The following is a 23223-nucleotide window of genomic DNA, read 5'->3' on the forward strand; positions in this document are numbered from 1 at the left end:
CCGTGAACCGGCTGAGTCGATCACGTTTCACACCCGTGCGGTCCACACGTTCAGCCGGTCGGGCGGCGGGGCGGCCAACGGCGGGCGAGGACTCCGGCGCACCGGCGCTCCGCGCCGGTTTGTATTCTCGGCAGGCGCCCCCATCACAGTGGCACCTGCGAGAGGAAACACCATGACCACCGAGCTGAGCCCCGACGCCCTGTCCGGGCTCCTCGACCGGGCCCGTCAGGACTACCAGGACCTGGCGGGACTCGGACTCTCGCTCGACCTCACCCGGGGCAAGCCGGCTCCCGAGCAGCTCGACCTCTCCGAGGACCTGCTGAGCCTGCCGGGCGGGCGGCACACCTCCGCCGACGGCGTGGACGTACGCAACTACGGCGGGCTCCAGGGGCTGCCCGAACTCCGGGAGATCTTCGCCGGGGTGCTCCAGGTGCCGGCCGGCCAGCTCCTCGCGGCCGGGAACTCCAGCCTTGAGCTGATGCACGACTGCCTGGTGCACGCCCTGCTGAGCGTGGTGCCGGGCGCGGAGTCGCGCTGGGTGGACCAGGAGCGGGTCGCGTTCCTGTGTCCGGTGCCCGGCTACGACCGGCACTTCGCCCTCTGCGAGCGGTTCGGGATCGACATGGTCCCGGTCCCGATGACCCCCGACGGCCCGGACATGGAGACCGTGGAACGGCTCGTCGCCGAGGACCCGGCGATCAAGGGCATCTGGTGCGTGCCGAAGTACAGCAACCCGGACGGCGTCTGCTACAGCGACGCGACCGTGGCCCGGCTCGCCGCCATGGACACCGCCGCCCCCGACTTCCGGATCTTCTGGGACAACGCCTACGCCGCCCACCACCTCACCGACGAGCCCGTCGAGATCGCCGATCTGCTCGGCGCCTGCGCCGAGGCCGGGAACCCTGACCGGGCGTTCGTGTTCGGCTCCACGTCGAAGATCACCGCGGCGGGCGCGGGCGTCGCGTTCTTCGGCTCCTCGCCCGCGAACCTCCAGTGGCTGCTCGGCAACAACGCCAAGCGTTCGATCGGCCCGGACAAGGTGAACCAGCTGCGGCACGTCATGTTCCTGCGGGACGCCGACGGGGTGCGGGGCCACATGGAGCGCCAGCGCGCCCTGCTCCAGCCCAAGTTCGAGGTGGTGGCCCGGATCCTGGACGCCGAGCTCGGCGGGACCGGGCTCGCGACCTGGACCTCGCCCAAGGGCGGGTACTTCGTCACCCTGGAGGTGCCGGACGGCTGCGCCAAGGAGGTCGTGCGCCGCGCCGCCGAGGCTGGCATCGTGCTGACCCCGGCCGGCGCCACCCACCCGTACGGCGACGACCCGCGCGACGCCGTCATCCGGATCGCGCCCAGCTACCCGGGGCTCGCGGAGCTGGAGCAGGCGATCGCGGGGCTCGCCGTCTGCGTCAGGCTCGTGGGTTACGAGCAGCGGGCCCGCTAAGGTCTCTGGCCCCACCTTGCGTCAACTCCCGCCGAATTTGTTCCCGTTCGGGTGATATGAGGCATTTGCTGAGGATCTTGGAACGGCCTGGGCAGTCTCCAGGGACCGATTCCGGGAGGGTAAGCAGTGGGACTGTCACGCGAGTACGGGCGCGCCATCAGCGAAGGGCCGACACCGGCCGACGCCGCGGGCGCGCCCGCCCTGCCCTGTCCGAGCGGCTGGTCCGCGCTGGCGTTCTCCGAGGAGCTGCGGCCGGGCACGGTGCTCACCCGGCCCCTGGCGGGCCAGGACGTGGTGCTGTACCGGCTCGGTACGGGGGCGGTCCGCGCCATCCGTCCGTACTGCCCGCACCTGGGCGCCCATCTGGGACTGGCCAGGGTCGACGGGGACGATCTCGTCTGCCCCTTCCACTTCTTCGCGTTCGGCCCGGACGGCACGTGCGTGCGCACCGGCTACGACACGAAGCCGCCGAAGTCGCCGTTGTCGCAGCTGCCGGTCCTGGAGGTCAACGGCGCGGTGTTCGTCTGGCGGCATCATGACGGCCGGGCTCCGGACTGGACCATTCCCGTCTGGCACGAGATCGGTCACCGGCCCGCCCGCAGCGCCGCCTGGGAGCTGGCCGGCAATGTCCAGGAAGTCATCGAGAACTCGGTGGACCTCGGGCATTTCGCCACCCTGCACGGCTGGACGAAGGCTGAGATCGGCGGGCCCGTGGTCTACGACGACGCCTCGTTCCACGTGTCCATGCGGGCCCACGAGTCGGCGCCGCTCCTGGGCGGCTTCGTCGTCGACGTGGAAGTGGACGGGTACGGACTCGGCTGTCTGCACGCCGATGTCCACACTCCCCGGCTGGGCCTGCGGATGTGCACGATGGTGCTGCCGACGGCCATCGCGCCCAACCGGATGCAGTTCCGGCAGCGCAACCGCATCGCGTTCGCCGAGCCGTCCCGGCTGCCGGCCCCGCTCGCCCGTGCGGTGAGCCGGACCGCGGCCAGGGTCCTGGACCGCGCCGTCTTCCGGTCCAGTTGCGAGTTCACCGCCGCGGACTTCCCGATCTGGAACCACAAGCAGTACCAGCAGCCACCGCGGCTCGCCCCCGGCGACGGCCCGATCGGCCCGTTCCGTCGCTGGGCCCGGCGGTTCTACCCGTCGGTATCCGAGTAGCCGGGGCCGCGAGCCCGCCGGGCGTCTCGGGACAACCGCTCACGGCACACCCGCTCAGGGCGCCCCGCGACGCCCGCCACCCGCAGGGCGTGGACGACATGCCTTTCCCTGGCGGGCGAGACCGCCCGGGCCACGACCAGCAGTCGCGGTACGAGCCGGTGCGGATCGCCCGCCGCGACCCGCGCCACGTCCTGCGGAGTCCGTACGCGGACGAAGGCGTCCAGCAACGCTTCCGCCTGCCCCCGGCCCGCTCACTCCATGGCCACCGCCGCGTCGGCGATCTCCCCGGGCGGCCCCCAGCAGTATCACGAGTCCCCGTAGACAGCGAGAGAACTCCCTTACTTCCCCATCATTTTGACACGCCGTCACCTCTGCCGTCGCCGACGCCGGCCGGAGCCTTCCGGTCCACAGGCATTCGACATCAGCCGCGTCACGGCACGGCTACGCGCGCCTTTCGACCGCGCTGCGGTCGAAGCACGGCCCCGCGCACCGTCGGGGCCGCCACTACCCCGCCAGCGGCACCACGTCCGGCTCCGGAGCGCAGCGGGCGAGGATCTCGTCCATCGAGAGTCCGAGCACCCCGGCCAGGGCGGCGACCGTGAAGAAGGCGGGGGTGGGGGCGCGACCCGTCTCGATCTTGCGCAGCGTCTCGGCGGAGATTCCGGCGCTCGCCGCGATTTCGACCATGCTGCGCCCGCCGCGTGCCTCACGCAGCAGCACGCCGAGGCGCTCGCCGCGGCGGCGCTCTTCCGGGGTCAGGGGCGTTCGTACCATGCCGTCATTCTAATACCGCTGCGACCGGTATAGTAATTGGCATGGTGAAGCTCAAGACAGACACATCCATCGAAGCGATGCGCGAGACCGGCCGGGTCGTGGCCCAGTTGCTGACCGCCGTACGGGAAGCGGCGGAGGTCGGCGTCTCGCTGCGCGAACTGGACGAGGTGGCCCGCGTCGTGCTGCGTGACGCAGGCGCCGGGTCGCCGTTCCTGAACTACCGGCCGCATTTCGCGCCCACCCCGTTCCCCGCCGTGATCTGCGCTTCGGTCAACGACGCGATCGTGCACGGCATCCCGACCGACCAGCGGCTGCGCGACGGCGACCTGGTGAGCATCGACGCGGGTGCGACGCTGCACGGCTGGGCCGGCGACTCGGCGGTCAGCTTCGTCGTCGGGCGCGCCCGGCCCGCCGACACCCGGCTCGTCGAGACGGCCTTCGAGGCGCTGGAGGCAGGCATCGCCGCGGCGGTGGTCGGTAATCGGATCGGCGACATCGCGCATGCGATCGGCACGGTCTGCCGCGGCGCGGGATACGGCATTCCGGAGGGGTTCGGGGGCCATGGCATCGGCCGGTCGATGCACGAAGACCCGGCCGTCCCCAACGAGGGACGACCGGGTCGCGGCATGCCGTTGCGGCACGGGATGGTGCTGGCGATCGAGCCCATGCTGATCGGCGGCGGCAACGACGCCTTCCACCCGGACCGCGACGGCTGGACGCTGCGCACGTCCGACGGCAGCCGTGCCGCACACGCCGAGCACACGGTGGCGATCACCGACGACGGTCCGCGCATCCTTACCGCGCTGTGACCGCCTCCGACCCGGGAAAGACCCTAGTTGTTCTGGATGAACTGCTTGGCGAGGGCGTCACCCGCGGTGACGGCGGCACTGTGGCTCTCGATCGGAGACACCTTTGAGTTCTTGAACAGGATGTACGTGACGCCGGACTCCGCACCGCCGGTCTCCGGATCCGGATCGATGCCGAGGGCCTTGGCGGTGGCGTACGACGCCTCGCCGATGATCTTGTTGGGGCCGGTGTCGCCGACGACCGCGTACTCGACCTTGTTGTTGTAGATGACGGCGACGACGCCACCGCCCTTGATTCCCGCATCGCCGTAGTTCCAGATGCTGCTGACGCTCGGTACGACGACGTACGGCAGCTTCTCGGCGTTCAGGGGTTTTCCGGCGGATGTCTCGAACGCCGTCCCGTTCTGGAACCAGGGGTCGGTGTCCTCGTTGCAGGCGGCGGTGATCTCGCCGTCGCAGTCGATGTCCATGTCGGCCTTCCAGAACACGGCTCCGTTCTTGCCGCAGACCGCAATGGTCGCCGAAGTCTCCTCGTCGGTACGGTACTTGCCGTTGGATATCTGCGAACACGAGGTGACCTTGGCCAGCAGTTCCGCCGCGCTGACCGAGCCCTCCTTGAGGTCCGTTCCGGCCGGGGCCGACCCGGCGTGGGCTGCCGGGGTCAGGGTGACGGTCGCGAGCAGGGCGGCGCCGGAGGCGGCGGCGAGGGCTAGCGTTCGGGTACGCACAGTGGGGGGTGCCCTTCCATTAGGAAACTTTCCTTACCGACGCGCACAACATGGCCCCGGGCGGCCACCTCCGTCAAGACCGCGGGGCTCGTTCCAGGTGAAAGCTCACCAGGAACCAGCCCCACACAGCCCACTATTGACGTCTCGTCACCGATTGCGCTCGAAGGCCGTCAACCGTCACGGGCGTTCGCTCGGCCGCACGACCATCGCCGAGCCACCGCCCCGGCGCACCTTCTCCGCGGCCGCCAGCCACCGCCCGTCCGGCAGCCGCTGCACACCTGTCCCCGCCCCGATCTCCGGATTGAGCTTGAAGGCGTGCCCCAGCGACTCCAGTTCCGCCCGGACCGGGCTGTTCCACAGCCCCGGTTCGAGCTCCGTCGTCGCCGAGTTGCGCTGGCTGGCGCGCGGCGCCGCGATGGCGTCGACCAGCGGGAGCCCACGGTCGACCGTTCCGATGAGCGACTGGAGCACGGTCGTGATGATCGTGGCACCACCGGGCGACCCCAGCGCCAGCACCGGCTCGCCGTGCTTCAGCACGATCGTCGGCGAGATGGACGAGCGCGGGCGCTTGCCCGGACCGGGCAGGTTCGGGTCGTGGACGGCGGGGTTGGCGGGCGCGAACGAGAAGTCCGTCAGCTCGTTGTTGAGCAGGAAGCCACGCCCCGGCACGGTGATCCCACTGCCGCCGGTCTGCTCGATCGTCAGGGTGTACGCGACGACATTGCCCCACTTGTCGGCCGCGGTCAGATGAGTGGTGTTCTCTCCCTCGTACGTCGTCGGCGCGGCCGTTCCCCCCGCCTCGCAGTCGGCCGGGTGATGCGGGTCGCCCGGAGCGAGCGGGCTGGTCAGCACCGCGTCGTCCTTGATCAGGCACTCCCGCGAGTCGGCGAACCGCTGGTCGAGCAGCTGCCGCGTCGGAACGTCCTCGAACGCCGGGTCGCCCACCCAGCGACCGCGGTCCGCGAAGGCTATCCGGCTCGCCTCGATGTAGCGGTGCAGATACCGCGCCTCGCTCGCCTTCGAAAGGTCGGTGGACTCAAGGATGTTGAGCGCCTCACCGACGCTGGTGCCGCCGGACGAGGAGGGTGCCATGCCGTACACGTCGAGACCGCGGTAGCCGGTCCTCGTCGGCGCCTGCCGCAGCGCCCGGTAGGACCGCAGGTCCTTCGCGGTGAGGTCGCCGGGCCGCACCACCCGGGTGGCCGCCGGGTCGACGGGCGGGTTGCGGACCGTCCGTACGATGTCGTCGGCCAGCTCGCCCCGGTACAGCTCGTCGACGCCCTTGCGCCCCACCTCTTCGTAAGTACGTGCCAGGTCCGGGTTCTTGAACACGGATCCGACCACCGGCAGTTGGCCGCCGGGCAGGAAGAGCTCCCGGGTCGCCGGGAAGTCGGCGAACCTGGTCTGGTTGCCTTCGGTCTGCGAGCGGAAGGTGCTGTCGACGACGAAGCCGTCCCTGGCGAGCCGCTCGGCCGGCTTCAGCACCTGCCGCAGCGACTTGCTGCCCCAGGCGTCGAGCGCGGTGTCCCAGGTGGCCGGGGTGCCCGGGGTGCCGACGGCCAGACCGCTGGTGACGGCCTGATCGAAGGCGAGCGGTTTGCCGTTCTCCAGGAACAGCGAGGAGTCCGCGCTGCGCGGCGCGGTCTCCCGACCGTCGATCGTCTCCACGGCGCCTCTCCTGGCGTCGTAGTAGACGAAGTAGCCACCCCCGCCGACGCCCGCCGAGTAGGGCTCGGTCACACCGAGCGCGGCCGCGGTCGCCACCGCGGCGTCCACCGCGTTGCCGCCCTTGCGGAGCACCTCGATACCGGCGGCCGACGCATCCGCGTCGACACTGGCGACCGCCCCTCCGTAGCCCACCGCGACGGGCGACTTGGGCGGTGGGGCCGACGGCGGCGCGGACGAGGACGGGGCCGCCGCCCCTATGGTGACGACAGCGGCGAGAACAGCCGACAACGACACATTCCGCGCAACGGAACGTCGCATGCGCACCTCCAGTACTGGATCGTCCGCGCAGGGTAACGCCGCGCCGCCCACCCCGTCAGGTCCGCCGTGAAGCCGGGCCCTAATGCCCGCTAACATGCCGGCCCATGACTGACGACGTACGCAATGTCCTGCTGGGAGTGATAGCCGCCGGCATCAGCGCCTCCCTGGGCTGGATCGCCCGCACCTGTCTCTGGCGCCGCAAACTCCGCCGCAAGCAGGCCTTCTTCGGCCTGCCGGGCAATTCCGAGTGCCTGCTCGTCGTCAACCGCGACGCGAGCGGCGACGGCTCGGTCCACCGCCACGACGTCTTCGCCCTGCTCGAACTCTCCGCGCTGGTCAAGGACTGCTCGGCACACGCGCAGATCCTGTCCCACGACATCGCACAGCAGGGCATAGGCGAGCGCACCGAGTTCTGTGTCGGCGGGCCGGTGTCCAACCGCCGGATGGCCGCCCACCTCCACTCCCTGCTGCCCGGGGTGAAGGTGAACACCGACCCGGAACCCGGCCCGGACCGCAACGCCTTCCAGATCGGTTCCGAGCGCTACCGGGTCGAGAAAGGCGTCGCCGAGTACGTAATTCTCGCCAGGCTGACGGCCGGTCAGCATGCCCGGCCGGTCTTCCTGTTCTGCGGACAGCAGGCGATCACCAACCAGGCCGCCTCCCGCTATCTGGCCCGCCACCACGAGAAGCTGGCCCGCAAACACGGCAACAACACCTTCTGCCTGCTCCTGAAGGTGGTCAACTCGCAGGCGTACGGCCCTGATGTGGTGGAACTCGTCGCCGACGTGACCCGCGCAGCACAGACCCCCGTGCCGGCCCCCCGCAACTCGCACCGGGCAACCGGCTGAGCTCCTCGCCGCCGCGCTCAGGCCCGCCGCAGCCGCCGCTTCCCCGCCGCCAGCACGGCGCTGACCTCCCGCAGCCGGAGGGGACGCGCCAGCAACGCCACGGTGAGCAGCAGCACGAGGGCGCCCACTCCCACCGCCACGAAGTCCCCGTACCCCGCGCAGGCCCGCGCAGCGCAGAACCCGAGCAGACCGGCGGGCACAGCCGCCACCACCAGCCGGGACTGCGCCCACAGGGCGGGCGAGCGCAGCGGTGCCGCCGCGCCGCCGCCGACCCTGCGGTGCAGCACGTACGCGGTGGCGGCGAAACCGGCGAACAGCGCGACCGAGTAGGCCCCGGCCATCCCAGTGACGGCCCAGCGGACCGGCAGCAACAGATACGCGGCGGCCGAGAGCCCGGCGTTGAGCGCCGCGATCACCAGGTTGAGGAAGAACGGTGTGCGGGTGTCGCCCATCGCGTAGAACGCCCGGGAGAGCACGTACTGCCCCGAGTAGGCGATGAGTCCGGGCGCGAACGCCATCAGCATGACCGCCATCGCGTCGATGTCCGCGTCGTCCGTGCGCCCGTACCCGTACACCGCTCCCATCACCCACGGCGCCAGCGCGAACAGCAGAGCCACCGCGGGCACCACGGCCGCCGCCGAGGTGCGCAGGGCGTACGAGACGTCGCGCCGCAGGCCGGGCAGGTCGCCGTCGGCCGCCGCCCGGCTCATCCGGGGCATCAGCGCGGTGACGAGCGAGACGGTCACGATGCCGTGCGGGACGACCCACAGCTGAAAGGCGTAGCTGTACGGGGTGTAGCCGACGCCGCCCGACAGCTCCATGTCGTCGGCGCGCTGGCCGACGGTGGTGGAGAGCCGGGTCACCACCCAGTAGGCGATCTGGTTGGTCAGCACGAGCGTGACCAGCCAGCCGGCCGCGCGCAGCGGCCGGGTGAGGCCGCTGCCCCGCCAGTCGAACCTGGGCCGCCAGCGGAATTCCGCAGCGCGCAGCGCGGGCACCAGGGCGAGCGTCTGGATGACGATCCCGGCCGTCGTGCCCCAGCCGAGCAGCCGGGCCTGATCCGCGGTCAGCGAGCCGTCGGAGCCCGCCGCGATGCTCAGATGGAGCCCGAACACACCGATGATCACAACGTTGTTGAGGACCGGTGTCCACATCATCGCGCCGAACCGGCCCCGGGCGTTCAGCACTTGTCCGAGAAGGGTGAACAGTCCGTAGAAGAGGATCTGCGGCAGACAGTAGCGGGCCAGGGCGACGGTCAGTTCCGCCTGTCGGCCGTGGTAGCCGGGGGCGTAGACCGAGACGATCCACGGGGCGGCGAGGACCGTGAGGCCGGTGAGGGCGATCAGGCCGATGGTGCAGACGGTGAGCAGCCGGTCGGTGTACGCGGCTCCGCCGTCGGCGTGGTTCTTCGCCGCACGGACCAGTTCGGGGACGAAGACGGCGTTGAGCGCGCCGCCGATGAGCAGGGTGTAGAGGATGTTGGGCACGGTGTTGGCGACGTTGTAGCCGTCGGCCTGGAGCCCGGTGCCGAGTGCGGCGACGACGACCGCCGAGCGTATGAAGCCGGTCACCCGGGAGACGACGGAGCCGGCCGCCATGACGGCGCCGTTGTGCAGCACCGAGCGGGGTCTGTGGTCCGCGACCGTCGTGGTTGTCGTTTCGGCGGCGGTCACCGGCGGGCCAGTTGCGCCCGGTACGACGTGTTGTTCGCTGTTCTGCCCACCGATGTCTCCCACTCGCGGTCGTCGGGGTCAAGGGGTGGAGGGTACCCCGCGCCGGGTATCGCACCGGACCCCACGGCAATCCGCGGTGGAGCCGACGACGACGCATGCGAACGGACGGCGACCGCTGTGCCGAGGCGCATGTCACACAGGGCATTTTCGGTTTTCGGGTGATTTGCGGAACCTGACACCGGATGTGCCCCTCTCCCTCGGCGAGAAGCAATGCCTTGGAGGTTTTTCCGTTGATCGCTGCACGTGGGCCCGTACGCCGCACCGCTCCGTCCGGCCGCCCGGTCCGGCTCCCCCTGGTCGCCGGTACCGCGGCGCTCGGCGCCATGCTCACCGCCTGCTCCGGTGCCGCCACCTCGGACTCGGAGTCGGACAAGAGCGGCGCGGCAGCGTCCTCGGAGGCCAGGATCTCGGTGAACCTGCGGGGCGCCCAGGCCGCCCCGGGCACGCCGGTGAAGGTGACGCTCGGCACCGGAGAGCTCAAGTCGGTCACGGTGCGCGCGGACGGGGGCGAGGCGCTCACCGGCCGGATATCCGCCGACGGCAGGACGTGGACGTCGGTCCGGGCGGCCGCCCCCGGCACCACGTACGACGTCCTGGCGAAGAACACCGAGGGTGGCAGTGGCAGGGCCGGCTTCACGACCGCCGCCGCCGACAAGGTCAACAAGCTGACGCTGGCACCCGGCAAGAACACCACCGTCGGCGTCGCCCAGCCGCTGTCCGTGGTCTTCGACAACCCGGTGAAGGACAGGGTGGCAGTGGAGAAGGCGCTGAAGGTCTCCACCTCGAACAACACCGAGGGCTCCTGGGGCTGGCTGCAGGACTATTCCGGCAAGGACCGCGTCGACTGGCGGCCCAAGGAGTACTGGAAGTCCGGTACGAAGGTCACGCTCGACGCCGATCTCAACGGCATCGACTCGGGCCCGTCCGGCGGCTGGTTCGTGCGCGACTACCGGACCACCTTCACGATCGGCGTCGGCCAGGTGGTCAAGGTCGACCTGGACCGCCACCGGCTGGCGCTGAAGCGGGACGGGAAGACCGTCATGGACGTGCCCATGTCGGCCGGCACCCCCGGCGGCGAGAAGGCGTCCTGGCGCGGGACGGCCGTGCTGATGTCGAAGGAGGGCACGATCAACATGCGCTCCGAGACGGTCGGCCTCGGTGACGCCTACGACAAGATGGTCGACTCGTCGATGCGGCTGACCTGGTCGGGGATGTACGCCCACGCGGCGCCGTGGAACGCGGGCTACTTCGGATTGGCCAACCGCAGTTCGGGCTGTGTCGGGATGAGCGACGCCGACGCCGGCGCGCTGTACGGGCAGGTGCGGGTCGGTGACCCGTTCGAGATCACCGGCGCGGACGCCAAGGGCACGGTCGCGGAGGGCAACGGGTACGGGGCGTGGAACGTGTCGTGGGCAGACTGGCAGGCGAAGAGCGCGCTGTAGCGTGCTGCCCACCAGTTGGTGCCTGACGCAGGTCGGACACTTCACGCAGACGCAGCTCGCCGACTCCGGCTGTGTGATGGCCGGTTACAGGCTGCCGCCGATCGCCTCCCTCGCTCTGCTCCCCCGTGCCTTCGCGGGCGTCTGGCAGTCCGGGAAGCATCCGGTGGAGCAGCAGGTCTGCGGCACGGTGGGCCCGAACAAGGGGAGCGGCACCTTCGTCGCGTATCTCCACGACGAAGGGCCGCTCGGACTCGGCAAGCTGGTCAGCAACGCCCCCTATACCTTCCACGGGCCGACGCCGGACCGGCCGTTCCCCGTGGGCCCGGAGCTGTCTCCGCCGCCTACGACGTTCCGGCCGGTCGCCGTCTCACCCTGGTGGTCGACACCGTCGACCCCCTCTGCATCGAGCACGACCCGACCGGATCGCAGCTGACCTTCTCCTCGTGCCCGGCGGACCCGTCGTACGTGTCCGTGCCGTTGCGCGAGAAGTGATCACCGACTGCTGCCGGGTGGGCACCGCTCTGCTGGAACCGCTTGGCGGCGGCCCCGGCTACTGCACTCCCGGCAGCAGCGTTCCTGGTTCGGCCGGTGCGATCTTCACGGCCTTCATCTTCGGATTGCGCCGTTCCCGCTTGGCCACCCAGGTCGCGAACCAGGAGAGCAGCATGCACATCCCGATGTAGATCGGCGAGATCACCATCACCACCGGGATGAAGGGAAGATCGTAGTCGAGGTTGGACGCGATGAGCTTGCCCGCGTGGAGGAACTCCTCGTAGGTGATCAGAAAGCCGAGCGAGGTGTCCTTCAGCGCCACGACCAGTTGGCTGATGATGGTGGGCAGCATGGCGCGCACCGCCTGCGGGGCCAGTACGAACGTGGTGACCTGTGTCTTGCGCAGCCCCAGGGCGTAAGCCGCCTCGGACTGGCCGCGCTCCACCGAGACGATCCCGGTGCGGAACACCTCGGCGAGCACCGAGCCGTTGTACAGGGTCAGACCGGTGACCAGGGCGGGCAGCGGCTGCACCTTCAGCGCCACGAAGATGAAGAAGATCATCACCAGTACGGGCATGGCCCGGAAGAACTCCACCAGCAGTGTCGCGATCCAGCGCACCGGCCGGTGGTCGGAGAGCCGGCCCACGGCGAGGACCGCGCCGAGCAGGAGCGAGAGCACCGCAGCGTACGCGAACGCCTTGAGGGTGTTGCCCAGTCCGCGCAGCAGCAGTTCCTGAATTCCCTTGTACGTGAAGGGCGACCACTTGGCGCTGGTGAACTGCTCGGTGTCGAAGAGCAGATAGACGACCCAGCCCAGCAGGGCGAGGATCAGGGCCGTCGAGACGATCCCGTACAGAAGATGGCGCTTGCGGGTCGCCGGGCCCGGGATGTCGTAGAGCGCGGTGGCGGACGGCGCGGTGCGGGTGGTCATCGGGCGACTCCCCAGCGCTTCTCCATCACGTTGAAGAGCGCACTGATGGACAGGGTGATGATCAGGTAGCCGACGGCGATCCAGACGAAGGTCCAGATGATGCTGTATCCCAGCTCGTTGAGGGTCTTGTAGGTGCCGAGCAGTTCGGTGACGCTGAACGCTCCGGCGATCGCCGAGTTCTTGGCGAGGGCGATGAGCGTGGAGCCGACCGGCGGGATCACCGACCGGAAGGCCTGGGGCAGCACCACGGTGTTCAGCGTCTGGCCGAACGTCATGCCGAGGCTGCGGGCCGCCTCACCCTGCCCCGTCGGCACGGTGTTGATGCCCGAGCGCAGCACCTCGCAGATGAACGCGGAGGTGTAGCAGCCGAGCGCGAGGACCGCGAAGAGCTGGAAGGGGAGGACCAGGCCGAAGCGCGGCAGTCCGAGCAGCACCGCGAAGAAGAGCAGGGTCAGTGGGGTGTTGCGCAGCACCGTCACCCAGACCGTGCCGAGCACCCGCAGCGAGCCGACGGGGGCCACCCGGAAGGAGGCCATGATGAAGCCGAGGACCAGGGCCAGGATCGAGGAGTAGACGGTCAGTTCGACCGTGCCCAGGAAACCCTTGCCGTAGAGCGAGAAATTCTCGGTGAGTACGTCCATGGTCGACGCCCGCCCTCTCAGGTGGCCGGGTAGCGGTCGATGGGCGGCGGCGTCGGCGCGGGCACCCCGGACAGACCGAGCGTGGCCTCGAACGCCTTCTTCCAGTTGCCGTTCTTCTCGTTCGCCTCCAGGGCGTCGTTCAGGGCGAACCGCAACGCGTTGTCGCTGCGCGGGACGCCGATGCCGTACGGCTCCTGGGAGAACGGCTTGCCCACGACCTTCATCTCCTTGGGCGCCTTGGCCGCGAAGCCCAACAGGATGGCGTCGTCGGTGGTGACGGCGTCCACCTGGTAGGTCAGCAGGTTGTCGACGCAGATCGAATAGGTGTCGTAGGCCACCAGGATCGCCTTCGGGTAGTCGGCGGCGATGCGCTGGTACGGGGTCGACCCGGCGGCCGAGCAGACCGTCTTGCCGGCCAGGTCCTGCGGGCCGTTGATGTCGTGCTCGTCGGTGCGGACGAGGAGGCCCTGTCCGGCCATGAAGTAGGGACCGGCGAAGCCGACGAGCTTCTTGCGCATGTCGTTGATGGTGTAGGTGCCGACGTAGTAGTCGATCTGCCCGTTCTGCAGCGCCGTCTCGCGGTTGGCGGAGGCGATGGTCTTGAAGTGGATCGTCTTCGGGTCGAAGCCGAGCGAGGCCGCCATCATCTTGGCGATCTCGATGTCGAAGCCGGAGTAGACGCCGGTGGCCGGGTCCTTCTCGCCCAGGTAGGGCTGGTCCTCCTTGGCCCCGACCCGGAGGTAGCCGCGCTTCTTCGCCTTCGTCCAGGTCGGCGAGGCGGGCAGCCGGAAGGCGGTGTCGACCTTGTAGACCGGCAGTTGCTCGGGTTTGGGGCCTTTCACCGGCGGGCTGCCCTCCTTGCCGCAGGCGGCGGCGAGCACGGCCAGCAGGAGGCCGGCGCAGACGGCCAGAACTCTTCTCGAACGCAACACGGAGCCTCCCGTCAGTGCTTGAGGATCTTGGACAGGAAGTCCTTGGCGCGGTCGCTCTCGGGAGCGGTGAAGAACGCGTCGGGAGAGCGGTCCTCGACGATGCGTCCGTCGGCCATGAAGACCACGCGGTTCGCGGCTGAGCGGGCGAAGCCCATCTCGTGGGTGACCACGACCATCGTCATGCCGTCCCGGGCGAGTTGCTGCATGACCTCCAGCACCTCGTTGATCATCTCCGGGTCGAGCGCCGAGGTGGGTTCGTCGAAGAGCAGTGCCTTGGGGTCCATGGCGAGGGCACGGGCGATGGCTACACGCTGCTGCTGGCCGCCGGAGAGCTGGGCGGGGAACTTGTCGGCCTGCGAGGCCAGTCCGACCCGCTCCAGCAGTTCACGGGAGCGCCGGTCCGCCTCGTCCTTCTTCCGCTTGCGGACCTTGAGCTGGGCGAGCGAGACATTGGCCAGCACCGTGCGGTGCGCGAACAGGTTGAACGACTGGAAGACCATGCCCACTTCGGCCCGGAGCTGGGCCAGCCCCTTGCCCTCCTCGGGGAGAGGTCTGCCGTCGATCGCGATATGGCCGGACTCGATCGTCTCCAGCCGGTTGATGGTCCGGCAGAGGGTCGATTTGCCGGAGCCGGAGGGGCCGATGACCACCACCACCTCCCCGCGGCCGACGGTGAGATTGATGTTCTGCAGTACGTGCAACTGTCCGTAGTACTTGTTGACGTCCCGCAGCTCGATCAACGGATCGACGGCCATACGCTGCCCTACCCACTTTTCGCTGTGTCGAGGTCAGCGCAAACTATCCAGCCTGAAAAGGGACTTCGCCGCCGACACGCACAAATGGGGCATAAGGCTTCTTATTCGATTGTCATGGGAGCTCTTACTTCTCAGCCGACTCCGAATAGGCCTGGGAGAGCTCGGGACTGCCCGCCATCGCCCAGTCCAGCCCGGCCTCGACCACGTCGATCTCCCGCCCGGAGGCGAGCCGCACCACGGGCTGCCCGCCCGGCCGGATGCTCCAGACCGCGCCGGGGACGTTCCGCACCAGGACCGTCCCGAGGTACAGCCCCGCGTCGTTGCCCAGCCAGGGCAGCTCCTCGGGGTCGTCCCGCCAGCGCGGCGGCAACTGGTCCAGGGCCGCCAACGACGCCGGGCTGTCGTCGAGTTCGAGCCCGCGCTGCCCCGCTCGGACACGCAGCAGCTCGCATTCGGCGAGGAGCTCGGCCACACCGTCGGGATCGGCCGCGACCGCGGCGGCGAGCCCCGCCCCCCGCGCACCTTCGTGACGCTTACGCCAGTTGCCCAAGAAAGGGATGTTCATACCACTCAGGGTCGCATCCCTCCTGTGGTACGCACCACAGGGCACGCGGCCTGTCGTTCGAGTACTGAATCCGAAGCAGGCGCCAGCTCGCGCGCCTCCGCACGCGCCGAGTACCACCGTCGCACGGTTCCGGCGGGAAAAGGGGTGGAGGCGAGGCGATCCGGGCTGGTAGCTTCGCGATCATGTCCAGCCCCGAGTCCGACAGAGGTTAGCCACCGGTCCTCCGGTGGCTGAACCGCCGTCGAATCGCTCCAGTGACGCCGAGTACCGGCCGGGGGCGATTCTCACCGGCCGCCGCCGCAAGGACCGCCACTGTGTGGGCTGCGCTCCTCCCTGCGCGCTCGTGAACCGCTCCCGGTGCACCGCGCGCGGCTCCTCCGGCTCCGGCACATGCCGCGTTGCCGGTCACGTCCCTGAGTACCCCGGACGTTCTTCCGCGTCGCCGCCTGTCATGACGGGCGGGTGCGGGCCCACACCCCTTGCCTGGTCCATCCGTCAGTCATCCATGGGGTTCCTTCATGCCATTCGTCGTCTACGCGCTCGGGCTCGCCGTCTTCGCCCAGGGCACATCCGAATTCATGCTGTCCGGGCTGGTCTCGGACATCGCCGCCGACCTGCACGTCTCCATTCCCGCCGCGGGGCTGCTGACCTCGGCCTTCGCGATCGGGATGATCGTCGGGGCGCCGCTGATGGCGCTCTTCAGCCGGAACTGGCCACGCCGCCGCGCCCTGGTGTTCTTCCTCTGTGTCTTCAGCGCCGTCCATGTCATCGGCGCGCTCACACCCGGTTACGGGCTGCTCCTCGCGACGCGGGTCGTCGGGGCGCTGGCCAACGCGGGCTTCTGGGCAGTGGCCCTGGTGACCGCGGTCTCCATGGTCGGGCCCGAGGCCCGCGCCCGCGCCACCTCGGTGGTGGTCGGGGGCGTCACCATCGCCTGTGTCGCCGGGGTGCCCGCCGGTGCGGCGCTGGGCGGGCACTGGGGGTGGCGGTCGGCGTTCTGGGCCGTGGCCCTGGTGTCCGTCCCGGCCGTCCTCGTGATCGCCAGGACCGTTCCGGCGGGGCGTCCCGAGTCCGCCCCCGCCCCTGCGAGCGTCGAGCTGCGGACCCTGACCGGTCCGCGGCTGCTGCTGACCCTGCTGACCAGCGCCCTGGTGCAGGGGGCGACGTTCTGCGCGTTCTCCTACGTCGAGCCGCTCGCCACCCGTGTCACCGGGCTCGCCGCCGCCTGGGTGCCCGGTCTGCTGGCGCTGTTCGGGCTGGGCTCGTTCATCGGCGTCACGGCCGCGGGCCGGCTCGTCGATCTGCGGCCGGTCGCCTTCACCGCGACCGGTCTGGTGGCGCTGGCGGTCGGTTGGGCCGGGTTCGCGCTGATGGCGGGCAGCCCGTTCGCGACGGTGGCGCTCGTCCTCGTCCAGGGGATGCTGGCGTTCGGTACCGGGACCGCGCTGATCTCGTGGGTGTTCCGGCTGGCGGCCGACGCACCGACGCTGTCCGGCTCGTTCGCCACGGCCGCGTTCAATGTGGGTGGCGCACTCGGCCCCTGGCTGGGCGGGCTGGCGATCGGGGCGGGGTTCGGCTTCCGGTCGCCGCTGTGGGTGAGCGCCCTGCTGATGGTCCTGGCGCTGGGCACCGCCGGGGCGTCACTGGGTATGCGCCGCACCGCCACCGCCTGACCGGCGGCGGTGGATGGGGCCCCGCCCGGCGCTGAACGGGCGGGGCCGTCCTGTTCACAGCAAGCAGCCAGCAAGCGGAATAAGGACAGGAACCACGCTAGCGGCCACCACTGACAACGGATCCTCAGATACTGAGGTCCACGACCACCGGGGCATGGTCGGACGCGCCCTTGCCCTTGCGCTCCTCGCGGTCCACATAGCTGTCCTCGACCGCCGCGACGAAGGGCGCGTTTCCGTAGACCAGGTCGATGCGCATGCCCTTGTTCTTCGGGAAGCGCAGCTCCCGGTAGTCCCAGAAGGTGTACGGGCGGTCGTACTTGAGCGGGCGCGGCATGACGTCCGACAGCCCGCCCTCGCGCAGCGCGGCGAGGGCGGCGCGCTCGGCGGGGGTGACATGCGTGGCGCCCTCGAACAGGGCCGGGTCCCAGACGTCCTCGTCGGTCGGGGCCACGTTGAAGTCGCCCAGCACCGCGAACGGCTGCGAGCCCGCGGCGTCCGCGGCGACCGCCTTCTGCAGGGCCTCGAACCAGCGCAACTTGTACGCATAGTGCGCGTGCTCGACCTCGCGGCCGTTGGGCACGTAGACCGACCAGACCCGGACCGGGCCACAGGTCGCGGAGATCGCCCGCGGCTCCTGCGCCCCCTCGTAGTCCGGGCCGTCCGGCAGTCCCGGGACGACGTCGGACAGGCCGACGCGGGAGACGAGCGCCACGCCGTTCCACCTCCCGGTGGCGTTGACCGCGGACTCGTAACCGAGCTCGCGGAGCGCGTCCGCCGGGAACTGTTCGGCGGCGCACTTGGTCTCCTGGATGCACAGCACATCCGTGCCGGTGCTCTCCAGCCAGGCCAGCAGCCTAGGGAGCCGGGCGGTGATCGAATTGACGTTCCAGGTGGCGATGCGCATGTACGTAAACCTAGCCGCTGGCACTGACAGCCGACGGACCGGCACCGGTCACAGTCCGGTCGAGTCCCCCGGGACCAGCCGGCTGTGGTCCGCGCCGCCGAGGCTGCCGATCTGGTTGTCGTAGACCGGGCGGGCGAGATCGGCGAGCAGCGCGTCGTGGATGTCGATGGCGCGGCGCGGATTGACCTCGCGTACGTAGTCGATGACCTCTGAGATCTTGTTCCAGGGGGCCATCACCGGGAGCATCAGGGTGTCGACCGGCCGGTCGGGGACGGTGAGCGCGTCGCCCGGGTGGAAGAGCGAACCGTCCACCAGGAAGCCGATGTTGGTGATCCTCGGGATGTCCGGGTGGATCACCGCGTGCAGCTCACCGTGCACCTGTACGTCGAAGCCCGCCGCGGTGAAGGTGTCGCCGTGGCCGACGGTGTGGACGCGGCCGGGGAAGGCGGCCGTGAGCCGGTCGGCGACGCTGCGCAGGGTCCAGATCTCGGCGGCCGGGTCGGCCTCCATACCGGCGCGCAGCCGTCCCTCGTCGAAGTGGTCGAAGTGCTCGTGCGTCACCAGCATCGCGTCGGCGCCCACTGCCGCGTCCTCCTCCGAGAGGCCGCCCGGGTCGATGACGAGCGTCCGCCCGTCCTTCTCCAGCCGGATGCAGGAGTGCGTCTTCTTGGTCAGTGTCACGTTCATGGGATTCGCGGCGTTCATGGGCCCCATACTGCTACGGGCGGAGCCGCGTTTCTTCCTGAATCACGGTGTGCGCGACGGTGAAGGCGGCGCCGGCGGCGGGCACCCCGCAGTACACGGCGGTCTGCATCAGCACCTCCTTGATCTCGGCCGGGGTGAGGCCGTTGCGCAGGGCGGCCCGGACGTGCGCGGCCAGGCTCTCCAGGCGGCCGGAGGCGACCAGCGCGGTGAGCGTGACACAGCTGCGGGTCCGGCGGTCCAGCCCCTCCCGGGTCCACACCTCGCCCCACGCGTAGCGGGTGACCAGTTCCTGGAAGTCCTCGGTGAAGTCGTCGGAGGCGGCCATGGCCTGGTCCACGTGGGCGTCGCCCAGCACTTCGCGGCGCACCTTCATGCCGCGCTCGTGCGGGTCGACGCGTCCGGTGGTCCCGGGGTCGGGTTGCGGCGTGGCGGCGGTGATCTCCGCGACGGGCAGCACGGGCGCGGAGAGCTGCGGGATGACGGACGGAGCGGGGATGGCGGCGAGGGTGTCCTGCCAGGCCGAGGAGAAATGGGTGAGCAGCAGATCGGTGACGGCTCCGGGCTGCTCGACCGGGGCGAGATGGGAGGCGCCGGGTACGAGGGCGAGCCGGGCGTCCGGTATGCCGGCGACCAGGATGCGGGCGTCGCCCGGTCCGGTGACCCGGTCCTCGGCGCCGACGAGGACGAGGGTCGGGACGCCGATGCGGCCGAGCTCGCCGCGCACGTCGAAGGCGGCGAGGGCCTCGCAGGCGGCGATGTAGCAGCCGGGGTCGGTCGTGCGGACCATCTGGACGGCCCAGTCGACGATGGCCGGCTGGGCGGCGGCGAACCCGGGGGTGAACCAGCGCTCGGGCGAGGTGCGGGCCATCGGCTCCAGACCGTTGGTGCGCACGACCACACCGCGCTGGCGGAACTCGTCGGCGCTGCCGAACCTGGGCGAGGCGGCGACCAGGGCCAGCGAGGCGACCCGCTGCGGGTGGCGCAGCGCGAGGTCGGCGCCGATCGCACCGCCGATGGAGCAGCCCGCGTACCCGAAGCGCTGGACGCCGAGACCGTCGAGGGTGGCGAGCAGCCGGTCGGAGAGGTCGGCGATGGCGATGGCGGGGTGGGCGGGGGCGCCGCCGTGGCCCGGGAGGTCGTAGCGGAAGACCCGCCAGTGCTGGGTGAGCTCCGGTATCTGCCGGTCCCACATGTGCCACGAGGTGCCGAGGGAGGGCCCCAGGACCAGGATCGGCGCGTCGTCCGGCCCGTCAAAGCGGTACTGCAGGGTTTCAGTCGTCGTCTCACTCACCCGCTCACGCTCCCATAGCGCACGAGATCTCACGTCGCCGGGGTGTCGCCGTCTTCCCCCGGACACGTCCTCGCGGACACGTGCGCTGCCGGCTGGACCGGATTCATTGGGCGCTGCCTCGAAATGACCTGGTGTCCCCTTGCACGGACAGACCGTCCAGTGGCCGAAAGTGCAGTGAAGTCCCGCACGCATTCAAGCCGCCCGGGGCGGAACGGGAAGCATTACGGAGGCCTCGCAAGCGCTGGGGATTCTCCCGGGCGAAGGGCTGCGCACCTGGCCGCTACGGCGCGTGCACCCTGCGAGCCCGGCCGGAACCAGGACAGCGTCGGCACCACAGTGGCCAATGAGACAGGAGTACGAATTTCGCTCACCGCTTCGGCACCCTGCCCGCGACGCGACCGGTGGTGACTGCATGAAGATTCAGCGGCGGACGAGTTCACCATTCCTCCGTGATCTTGCCCAAAGCCCTTCTAAGATCCTCGTAAAGGCGGTTCTCCGCATCTCTATGTATTCCCTCACTGGCAGGGCCTCAGGTCCTTCTGAACACTGAGAGCAGGAGATGAAATCAACGAATGAAGAAGTGAAGGGAGCCGCGCCCAGGACGCGTCGGCGGAGGTCGGGCATGCCCGGTCGCCGTACCGCCGGCTCTCTGGCCGCGCTCGCCCTCGGAATCGGCACCGGCTCGTTAGCCGCGGCGCCCGTGGCGCACTCACAGGCGGGGGACGGGGCGGTGACGGTCCGGGTGATCCGGGCCGTGGACAACACCGGAGTGTGGACCCCCGCGCTCGAACCGGGCATCGCGGGCGTCAGGGTGACCCTCACCGACGACGCCGGGGCCGGCATCGAGGGGGTCACGGCGGCCGACGGCACCGTGACGCTCACCCCGGCGGCGGACGGGCCCAGTGGCGGCAAGTACCGGGTGCAGGTGGTGAATCCGAAGCCGGGTGCGCTGTTCCCGGCCTTCGCCTCGCGCCAGGGACTGGACGGCGCACCCAACCAGCTGAGCAGTAATGAGGAGTTCGTCGACCTCTCCGACGGCAAGAACGTGGCGTACACCACCGGGCTGTGGAATCCGGGTGACTACTGCCAGAAGAACGCACCGCTGGTGACGACCTGTCAGCCCGCCACACGCGAGGGAGGGTCCCAGCGCACGCTGGTCTCCTTCCCCTACGACGCACGCGGCCAGGACGGCGTCGACGTCAACGTCACGAACATCGCCAACGACGCCGAGACCGGCACACTGTTCGGCATCGCCTGGAACAAGGCCGACAAGCGGGTGTTCTCCTCGGCGCTCGCCAAGCGCACCACGGACTACGGTCCGGGCGGCGCCGGGGGCATCTACGTGACCGACCTCGCGAAGAAGAAGACCACCCGATTCACCGTCGTCCCGGACGCGGGGGCGGCGGAGCACGGCCAGGGCACGGACGACGCCTTCCTCCCCGTGCCCGGCAAGCAGAGCCTCGGCGGCATCAAGATCACCGATGACGGCAAGGACCTGTTCGTCGTCAACCTCAACAACCGCAAGCTCTACCGCTATGACGCCACGGCGGCGACGGCAGCGGAGCCCGAGGCCGCCTACGCCATCCCGGACCCGGGCTGTCCGACGGCGGTGGACTGGCGCCCGTTCGGCCTCGGCCTGCATGACGGCGTCGGCTACCTCGGCGGAGTGTGCTCCGGCGAGTCCACCGGGAAGGTGTCGGACCTGCGCGCGGTGGTCATGCCGTTCGACCTCGCCACCGGAGCGTTCCGGAAGCCGGTGCTGGACCAGCCGCTGGACTACCCGCGCCAGTCCACGGTCGGCGGTGGCCCGTGCGACGGCGCGGGCTGGTTCCCGTGGACGAACACCTACCCGGACTCGCAGAACGGCCGTCCGTGCGGCAACTCCACCATCGCCAACCCCGAACCGGAGTTGGGCGAGATCGGCTTCGAGTCCGACGGCTCGATGCTGCTGGCCTTCCGCGACCGCTTCGGCGACCGCGCGCCGGCCGGTCCCACGCCGGGCTCCGCCGCCGTCGTCATGTCGGGCGGTGACCTGAACAAGGCCTGCCAGGCGGACGGCATGTATGTGATGGACACCAACAACGGCTGCGGGCTCTCCCCCCGGGGCACCCGTTTCTTCGACACCAGCTGGGGTGGTCACCGCAACACGGCGTTCGCCGGCATGGCGCTCTCCAAGGTCGAGAACACCATCGCGGTCTCCGCTTTCGACCCCAACCACACCGCCCTCGGGTACGGCACGTCGTTCCTCCAGCGCGACGGCAAGCAGGACCCGAAGTTCGGCCTGCGCCTCAACCCGGCGGGTACTGTGGCCCCGTTCGGCAAGGGCGCCTCGATGGGCGACCTGGAGGTGCTCTGCGACCAGGCCCCGCTCCAGATCGGCAACCGGGTCTGGTACGACCCCGAGCGCACGGGAGTCCAGAAACCGGGCCAGCGCCCGGTCGTGGGCGCGACCGTCAACCTGTACGACGAGTCGGGCAAGCTCGTGGGAACGACCACGACAACGGCGCGCGGCGAGTACTACTTCGATGACTCCAATGTCACCGGTGGTCTCCAGCCGAAGACCAAGTACACCATCCGCCTCGACAAACCGGCCGACTACGCCGAGGGCGGTCCGCTCCACCAGTGGGTGCCCACGAAAGCGGATGTCGGCGACAACCACTTCGTCGACTCCAAGGGCATTGTCCCGCGCAACGCGCGCTTCCCGGAGCGCGCGCTGACCACCGGCGGGCCCGGGGAGAACGACCACACCTACGACTTCGGCTTCCGGCAGCAGGAAGGCGTGCTGCGCCTGGTCAAGCACGACCAGGACGGCAAGGCGTTGGCCGGGGCGAAATTCCAGTTGTGGAAGGAGACGAACGGCTCCGAAGAACTGCAGACCACGGGCGAGGAGCCGGACACCAAGGTCGGCGAGCCCTGCGTGACGAGGGCCGACGGCAACTGCCTCGGCAGCGGCGCGCCGGGTACGTACTACTGGCAGGAGATCGCCCCGCCCGCGGGTTACGCCGCACCGGACGAGGACGTGTTCGGGCCGCTCGTGCTGACCTCCGAGAACCTTGACGACGGGGTCTCGGTGACAGCGGTCAACCGACGGATTCCCGGCACCGAGCCGACGCCGAAACCGACCGAGCCGGCCCCGGGCAAACCGGGTGAACCGGCCCCGCCGCAGGGTCCGGGCAACAACCCCGGCCCCGCATCCCACTCGGGTGGTATGGCGGCCACCGGCATGAGCCAGGCGGTATCGCTGGCGCTGGCCGGCTGCGCCGTGCTCACCGCCCTCGGTGCGGCACTGGTCGTGGTGGTGCGCAGGCGAAAAGCACAGCACTGCTAGGGCATCTTGTCCGACTCGGGCGGGTTCGCGAACCAGCGGTTCGCGGACCCGCCCTCCTGCGCGACCGACCGATGAGAGAAGGCG

Annotated in this window: 20 protein-coding genes and 1 pseudogene; 8 read left to right on the plus strand and 13 right to left on the minus strand. The window is 70.1% G+C overall.

Translation table 11 applies throughout. The annotated features are described in order from the left end of the window. Positions 1–172: 172 nt before the first annotated feature. Positions 173–1441: an aminotransferase gene (locus ACIRJP_RS27835; RefSeq protein ID WP_404179607.1), complete on the plus strand. Its 1269-nt coding sequence runs from the start codon at positions 173–175 to the stop codon at positions 1439–1441. Between the two features lie 126 nt (positions 1442–1567). Continuing rightward, on the plus strand, positions 1568–2605 hold the full coding sequence (locus ACIRJP_RS27840) for a Rieske 2Fe-2S domain-containing protein (protein ID WP_404179610.1): 1038 nt from the start codon (positions 1568–1570) through the stop codon (positions 2603–2605). Here ACIRJP_RS27840 and ACIRJP_RS27845 read toward each other — a convergent pair. Both ACIRJP_RS27845 and ACIRJP_RS27850 read right to left on the minus strand, forming a co-directional pair. Then, positions 2584–2832 (minus strand): hypothetical protein, encoded by a 249-nt coding sequence (locus ACIRJP_RS27845; RefSeq protein WP_404179613.1) that lies wholly within the window; start codon positions 2830–2832, stop codon positions 2584–2586. The genes ACIRJP_RS27840 and ACIRJP_RS27845 overlap by 22 nt on opposite strands. A gap of 277 nt (positions 2833–3109) precedes the next feature. Continuing rightward, a complete protein-coding gene (locus ACIRJP_RS27850; RefSeq protein WP_404179616.1) occupies positions 3110–3379 on the minus strand; it encodes a helix-turn-helix domain-containing protein in 270 nt (89 codons plus the stop codon). 41 nt (positions 3380–3420) lie between these two features. On the opposite strand from ACIRJP_RS27850, the gene map reads away from it, so the two are divergent. Beyond that, positions 3421–4188: a type I methionyl aminopeptidase gene (gene map, locus ACIRJP_RS27855; RefSeq protein WP_404179619.1), complete on the plus strand. Its 768-nt coding sequence runs from the start codon at positions 3421–3423 to the stop codon at positions 4186–4188. A gap of 23 nt (positions 4189–4211) precedes the next feature. Here the strand turns inward: map and ACIRJP_RS27860 are convergent, their stop codons facing one another. Then, positions 4212–4913 (minus strand): glycoside hydrolase family 75 protein, encoded by a 702-nt coding sequence (locus ACIRJP_RS27860; RefSeq protein WP_404179622.1) that lies wholly within the window; start codon positions 4911–4913, stop codon positions 4212–4214. A gap of 177 nt (positions 4914–5090) precedes the next feature. Next, positions 5091–6899 carry a gamma-glutamyltransferase gene (gene ggt, locus ACIRJP_RS27865; RefSeq protein WP_404179625.1) on the minus strand — a complete coding sequence of 603 codons (1809 nt, stop codon included), beginning with the start codon at positions 6897–6899 and terminating at the stop codon, positions 5091–5093. 104 nt (positions 6900–7003) lie between these two features. Here ggt and ACIRJP_RS27870 point away from each other — a divergent pair, with 104 nt between their 5' ends. Further along, entirely contained in the window at positions 7004–7747 is a 744-nt protein-coding gene (locus tag ACIRJP_RS27870) for a hypothetical protein (protein ID WP_404179628.1), read from the plus strand. A 17-nt stretch (positions 7748–7764) separates the two neighbouring features. On the opposite strand, the gene murJ is transcribed toward ACIRJP_RS27870, so the two are convergent. After that, entirely contained in the window at positions 7765–9420 is a 1656-nt protein-coding gene (gene murJ, locus ACIRJP_RS27875; protein ID WP_404179630.1) for a murein biosynthesis integral membrane protein MurJ, read from the minus strand. Positions 9421–9662: 242 nt separating this feature from the next. On the opposite strand from murJ, the gene ACIRJP_RS27880 reads away from it, so the two are divergent. Together ACIRJP_RS27880 and ACIRJP_RS27885 are read left to right on the plus strand one after the other, a co-directional pair. Then, positions 9663–10922 carry an Ig-like domain-containing protein gene (locus ACIRJP_RS27880; RefSeq protein ID WP_404179633.1) on the plus strand — a complete coding sequence of 420 codons (1260 nt, stop codon included), beginning with the start codon at positions 9663–9665 and terminating at the stop codon, positions 10920–10922. A gap of 88 nt (positions 10923–11010) precedes the next feature. Next, positions 11011–11414 (plus strand): annotated as a pseudogene (locus ACIRJP_RS27885) (acyl esterase); the annotation flags it as partial. Between the two features lie 58 nt (positions 11415–11472). Here the strand turns inward: ACIRJP_RS27885 and ACIRJP_RS27890 are convergent. The 5 genes from ACIRJP_RS27890 to ACIRJP_RS27910 all read right to left on the minus strand — a co-directional run bounded on the left by ACIRJP_RS27890 (position 11473) and on the right by ACIRJP_RS27910 (position 15238). Continuing rightward, entirely contained in the window at positions 11473–12345 is an 873-nt protein-coding gene (locus tag ACIRJP_RS27890) for an amino acid ABC transporter permease (protein ID WP_404179636.1), read from the minus strand. Then, complete coding sequence (locus ACIRJP_RS27895; RefSeq protein WP_404179639.1) at positions 12342–12986, minus strand: amino acid ABC transporter permease; 645 nt, start codon at positions 12984–12986, stop codon at positions 12342–12344. Before ACIRJP_RS27895 ends, ACIRJP_RS27890 begins: the two co-directional genes overlap by 4 nt. Before the next feature lie 17 nt (positions 12987–13003). After that, positions 13004–13915: a glutamate ABC transporter substrate-binding protein gene (locus ACIRJP_RS27900; protein ID WP_404179839.1), complete on the minus strand. Its 912-nt coding sequence runs from the start codon at positions 13913–13915 to the stop codon at positions 13004–13006. Positions 13916–13929: 14 nt separating this feature from the next. Next, positions 13930–14673 (minus strand): amino acid ABC transporter ATP-binding protein, encoded by a 744-nt coding sequence (locus ACIRJP_RS27905; protein WP_404179642.1) that lies wholly within the window; start codon positions 14671–14673, stop codon positions 13930–13932. 124 nt (positions 14674–14797) lie between these two features. After that, entirely contained in the window at positions 14798–15238 is a 441-nt protein-coding gene (locus tag ACIRJP_RS27910) for a DUF6278 family protein (protein WP_404179645.1), read from the minus strand. Positions 15239–15756: 518 nt separating this feature from the next. On the opposite strand from ACIRJP_RS27910, the gene ACIRJP_RS27915 reads away from it, so the two are divergent. Next, positions 15757–16911: a Cmx/CmrA family chloramphenicol efflux MFS transporter gene (locus ACIRJP_RS27915; RefSeq protein ID WP_404179648.1), complete on the plus strand. Its 1155-nt coding sequence runs from the start codon at positions 15757–15759 to the stop codon at positions 16909–16911. A 124-nt stretch (positions 16912–17035) separates the two neighbouring features. Here ACIRJP_RS27915 and ACIRJP_RS27920 read toward each other — a convergent pair whose 3' ends face one another. From ACIRJP_RS27920 to pcaC, 3 genes are read right to left on the minus strand one after another with little or no spacing between them, the layout of a single operon-like run. Next, complete coding sequence (locus ACIRJP_RS27920) at positions 17036–17815, minus strand: exodeoxyribonuclease III (protein ID WP_404179651.1); 780 nt, start codon at positions 17813–17815, stop codon at positions 17036–17038. A 48-nt stretch (positions 17816–17863) separates the two neighbouring features. Next, positions 17864–18520 (minus strand): MBL fold metallo-hydrolase, encoded by a 657-nt coding sequence (locus ACIRJP_RS27925; RefSeq protein WP_404179654.1) that lies wholly within the window; start codon positions 18518–18520, stop codon positions 17864–17866. 13 nt (positions 18521–18533) lie between these two features. Further along, positions 18534–19811 carry a 4-carboxymuconolactone decarboxylase gene (pcaC, locus tag ACIRJP_RS27930; RefSeq protein ID WP_404179657.1) on the minus strand — a complete coding sequence of 426 codons (1278 nt, stop codon included), beginning with the start codon at positions 19809–19811 and terminating at the stop codon, positions 18534–18536. A gap of 622 nt (positions 19812–20433) precedes the next feature. Between pcaC and ACIRJP_RS27935 the strand changes: the two genes are divergently transcribed. Then, the gene (locus ACIRJP_RS27935) at positions 20434–23139 is read left to right on the plus strand and encodes an SdrD B-like domain-containing protein (RefSeq protein ID WP_404179660.1); all 2706 of its coding nucleotides are present in this window, start codon (positions 20434–20436) and stop codon (positions 23137–23139) included. Positions 23140–23223: the final 84 nt, after the last annotated feature.

Origin of the sequence: Streptomyces sp. NPDC102437, assembly GCF_044765565.1 — a bacterium.
Lineage (GTDB): Bacteria > Actinomycetota > Actinomycetes > Streptomycetales > Streptomycetaceae > Streptomyces.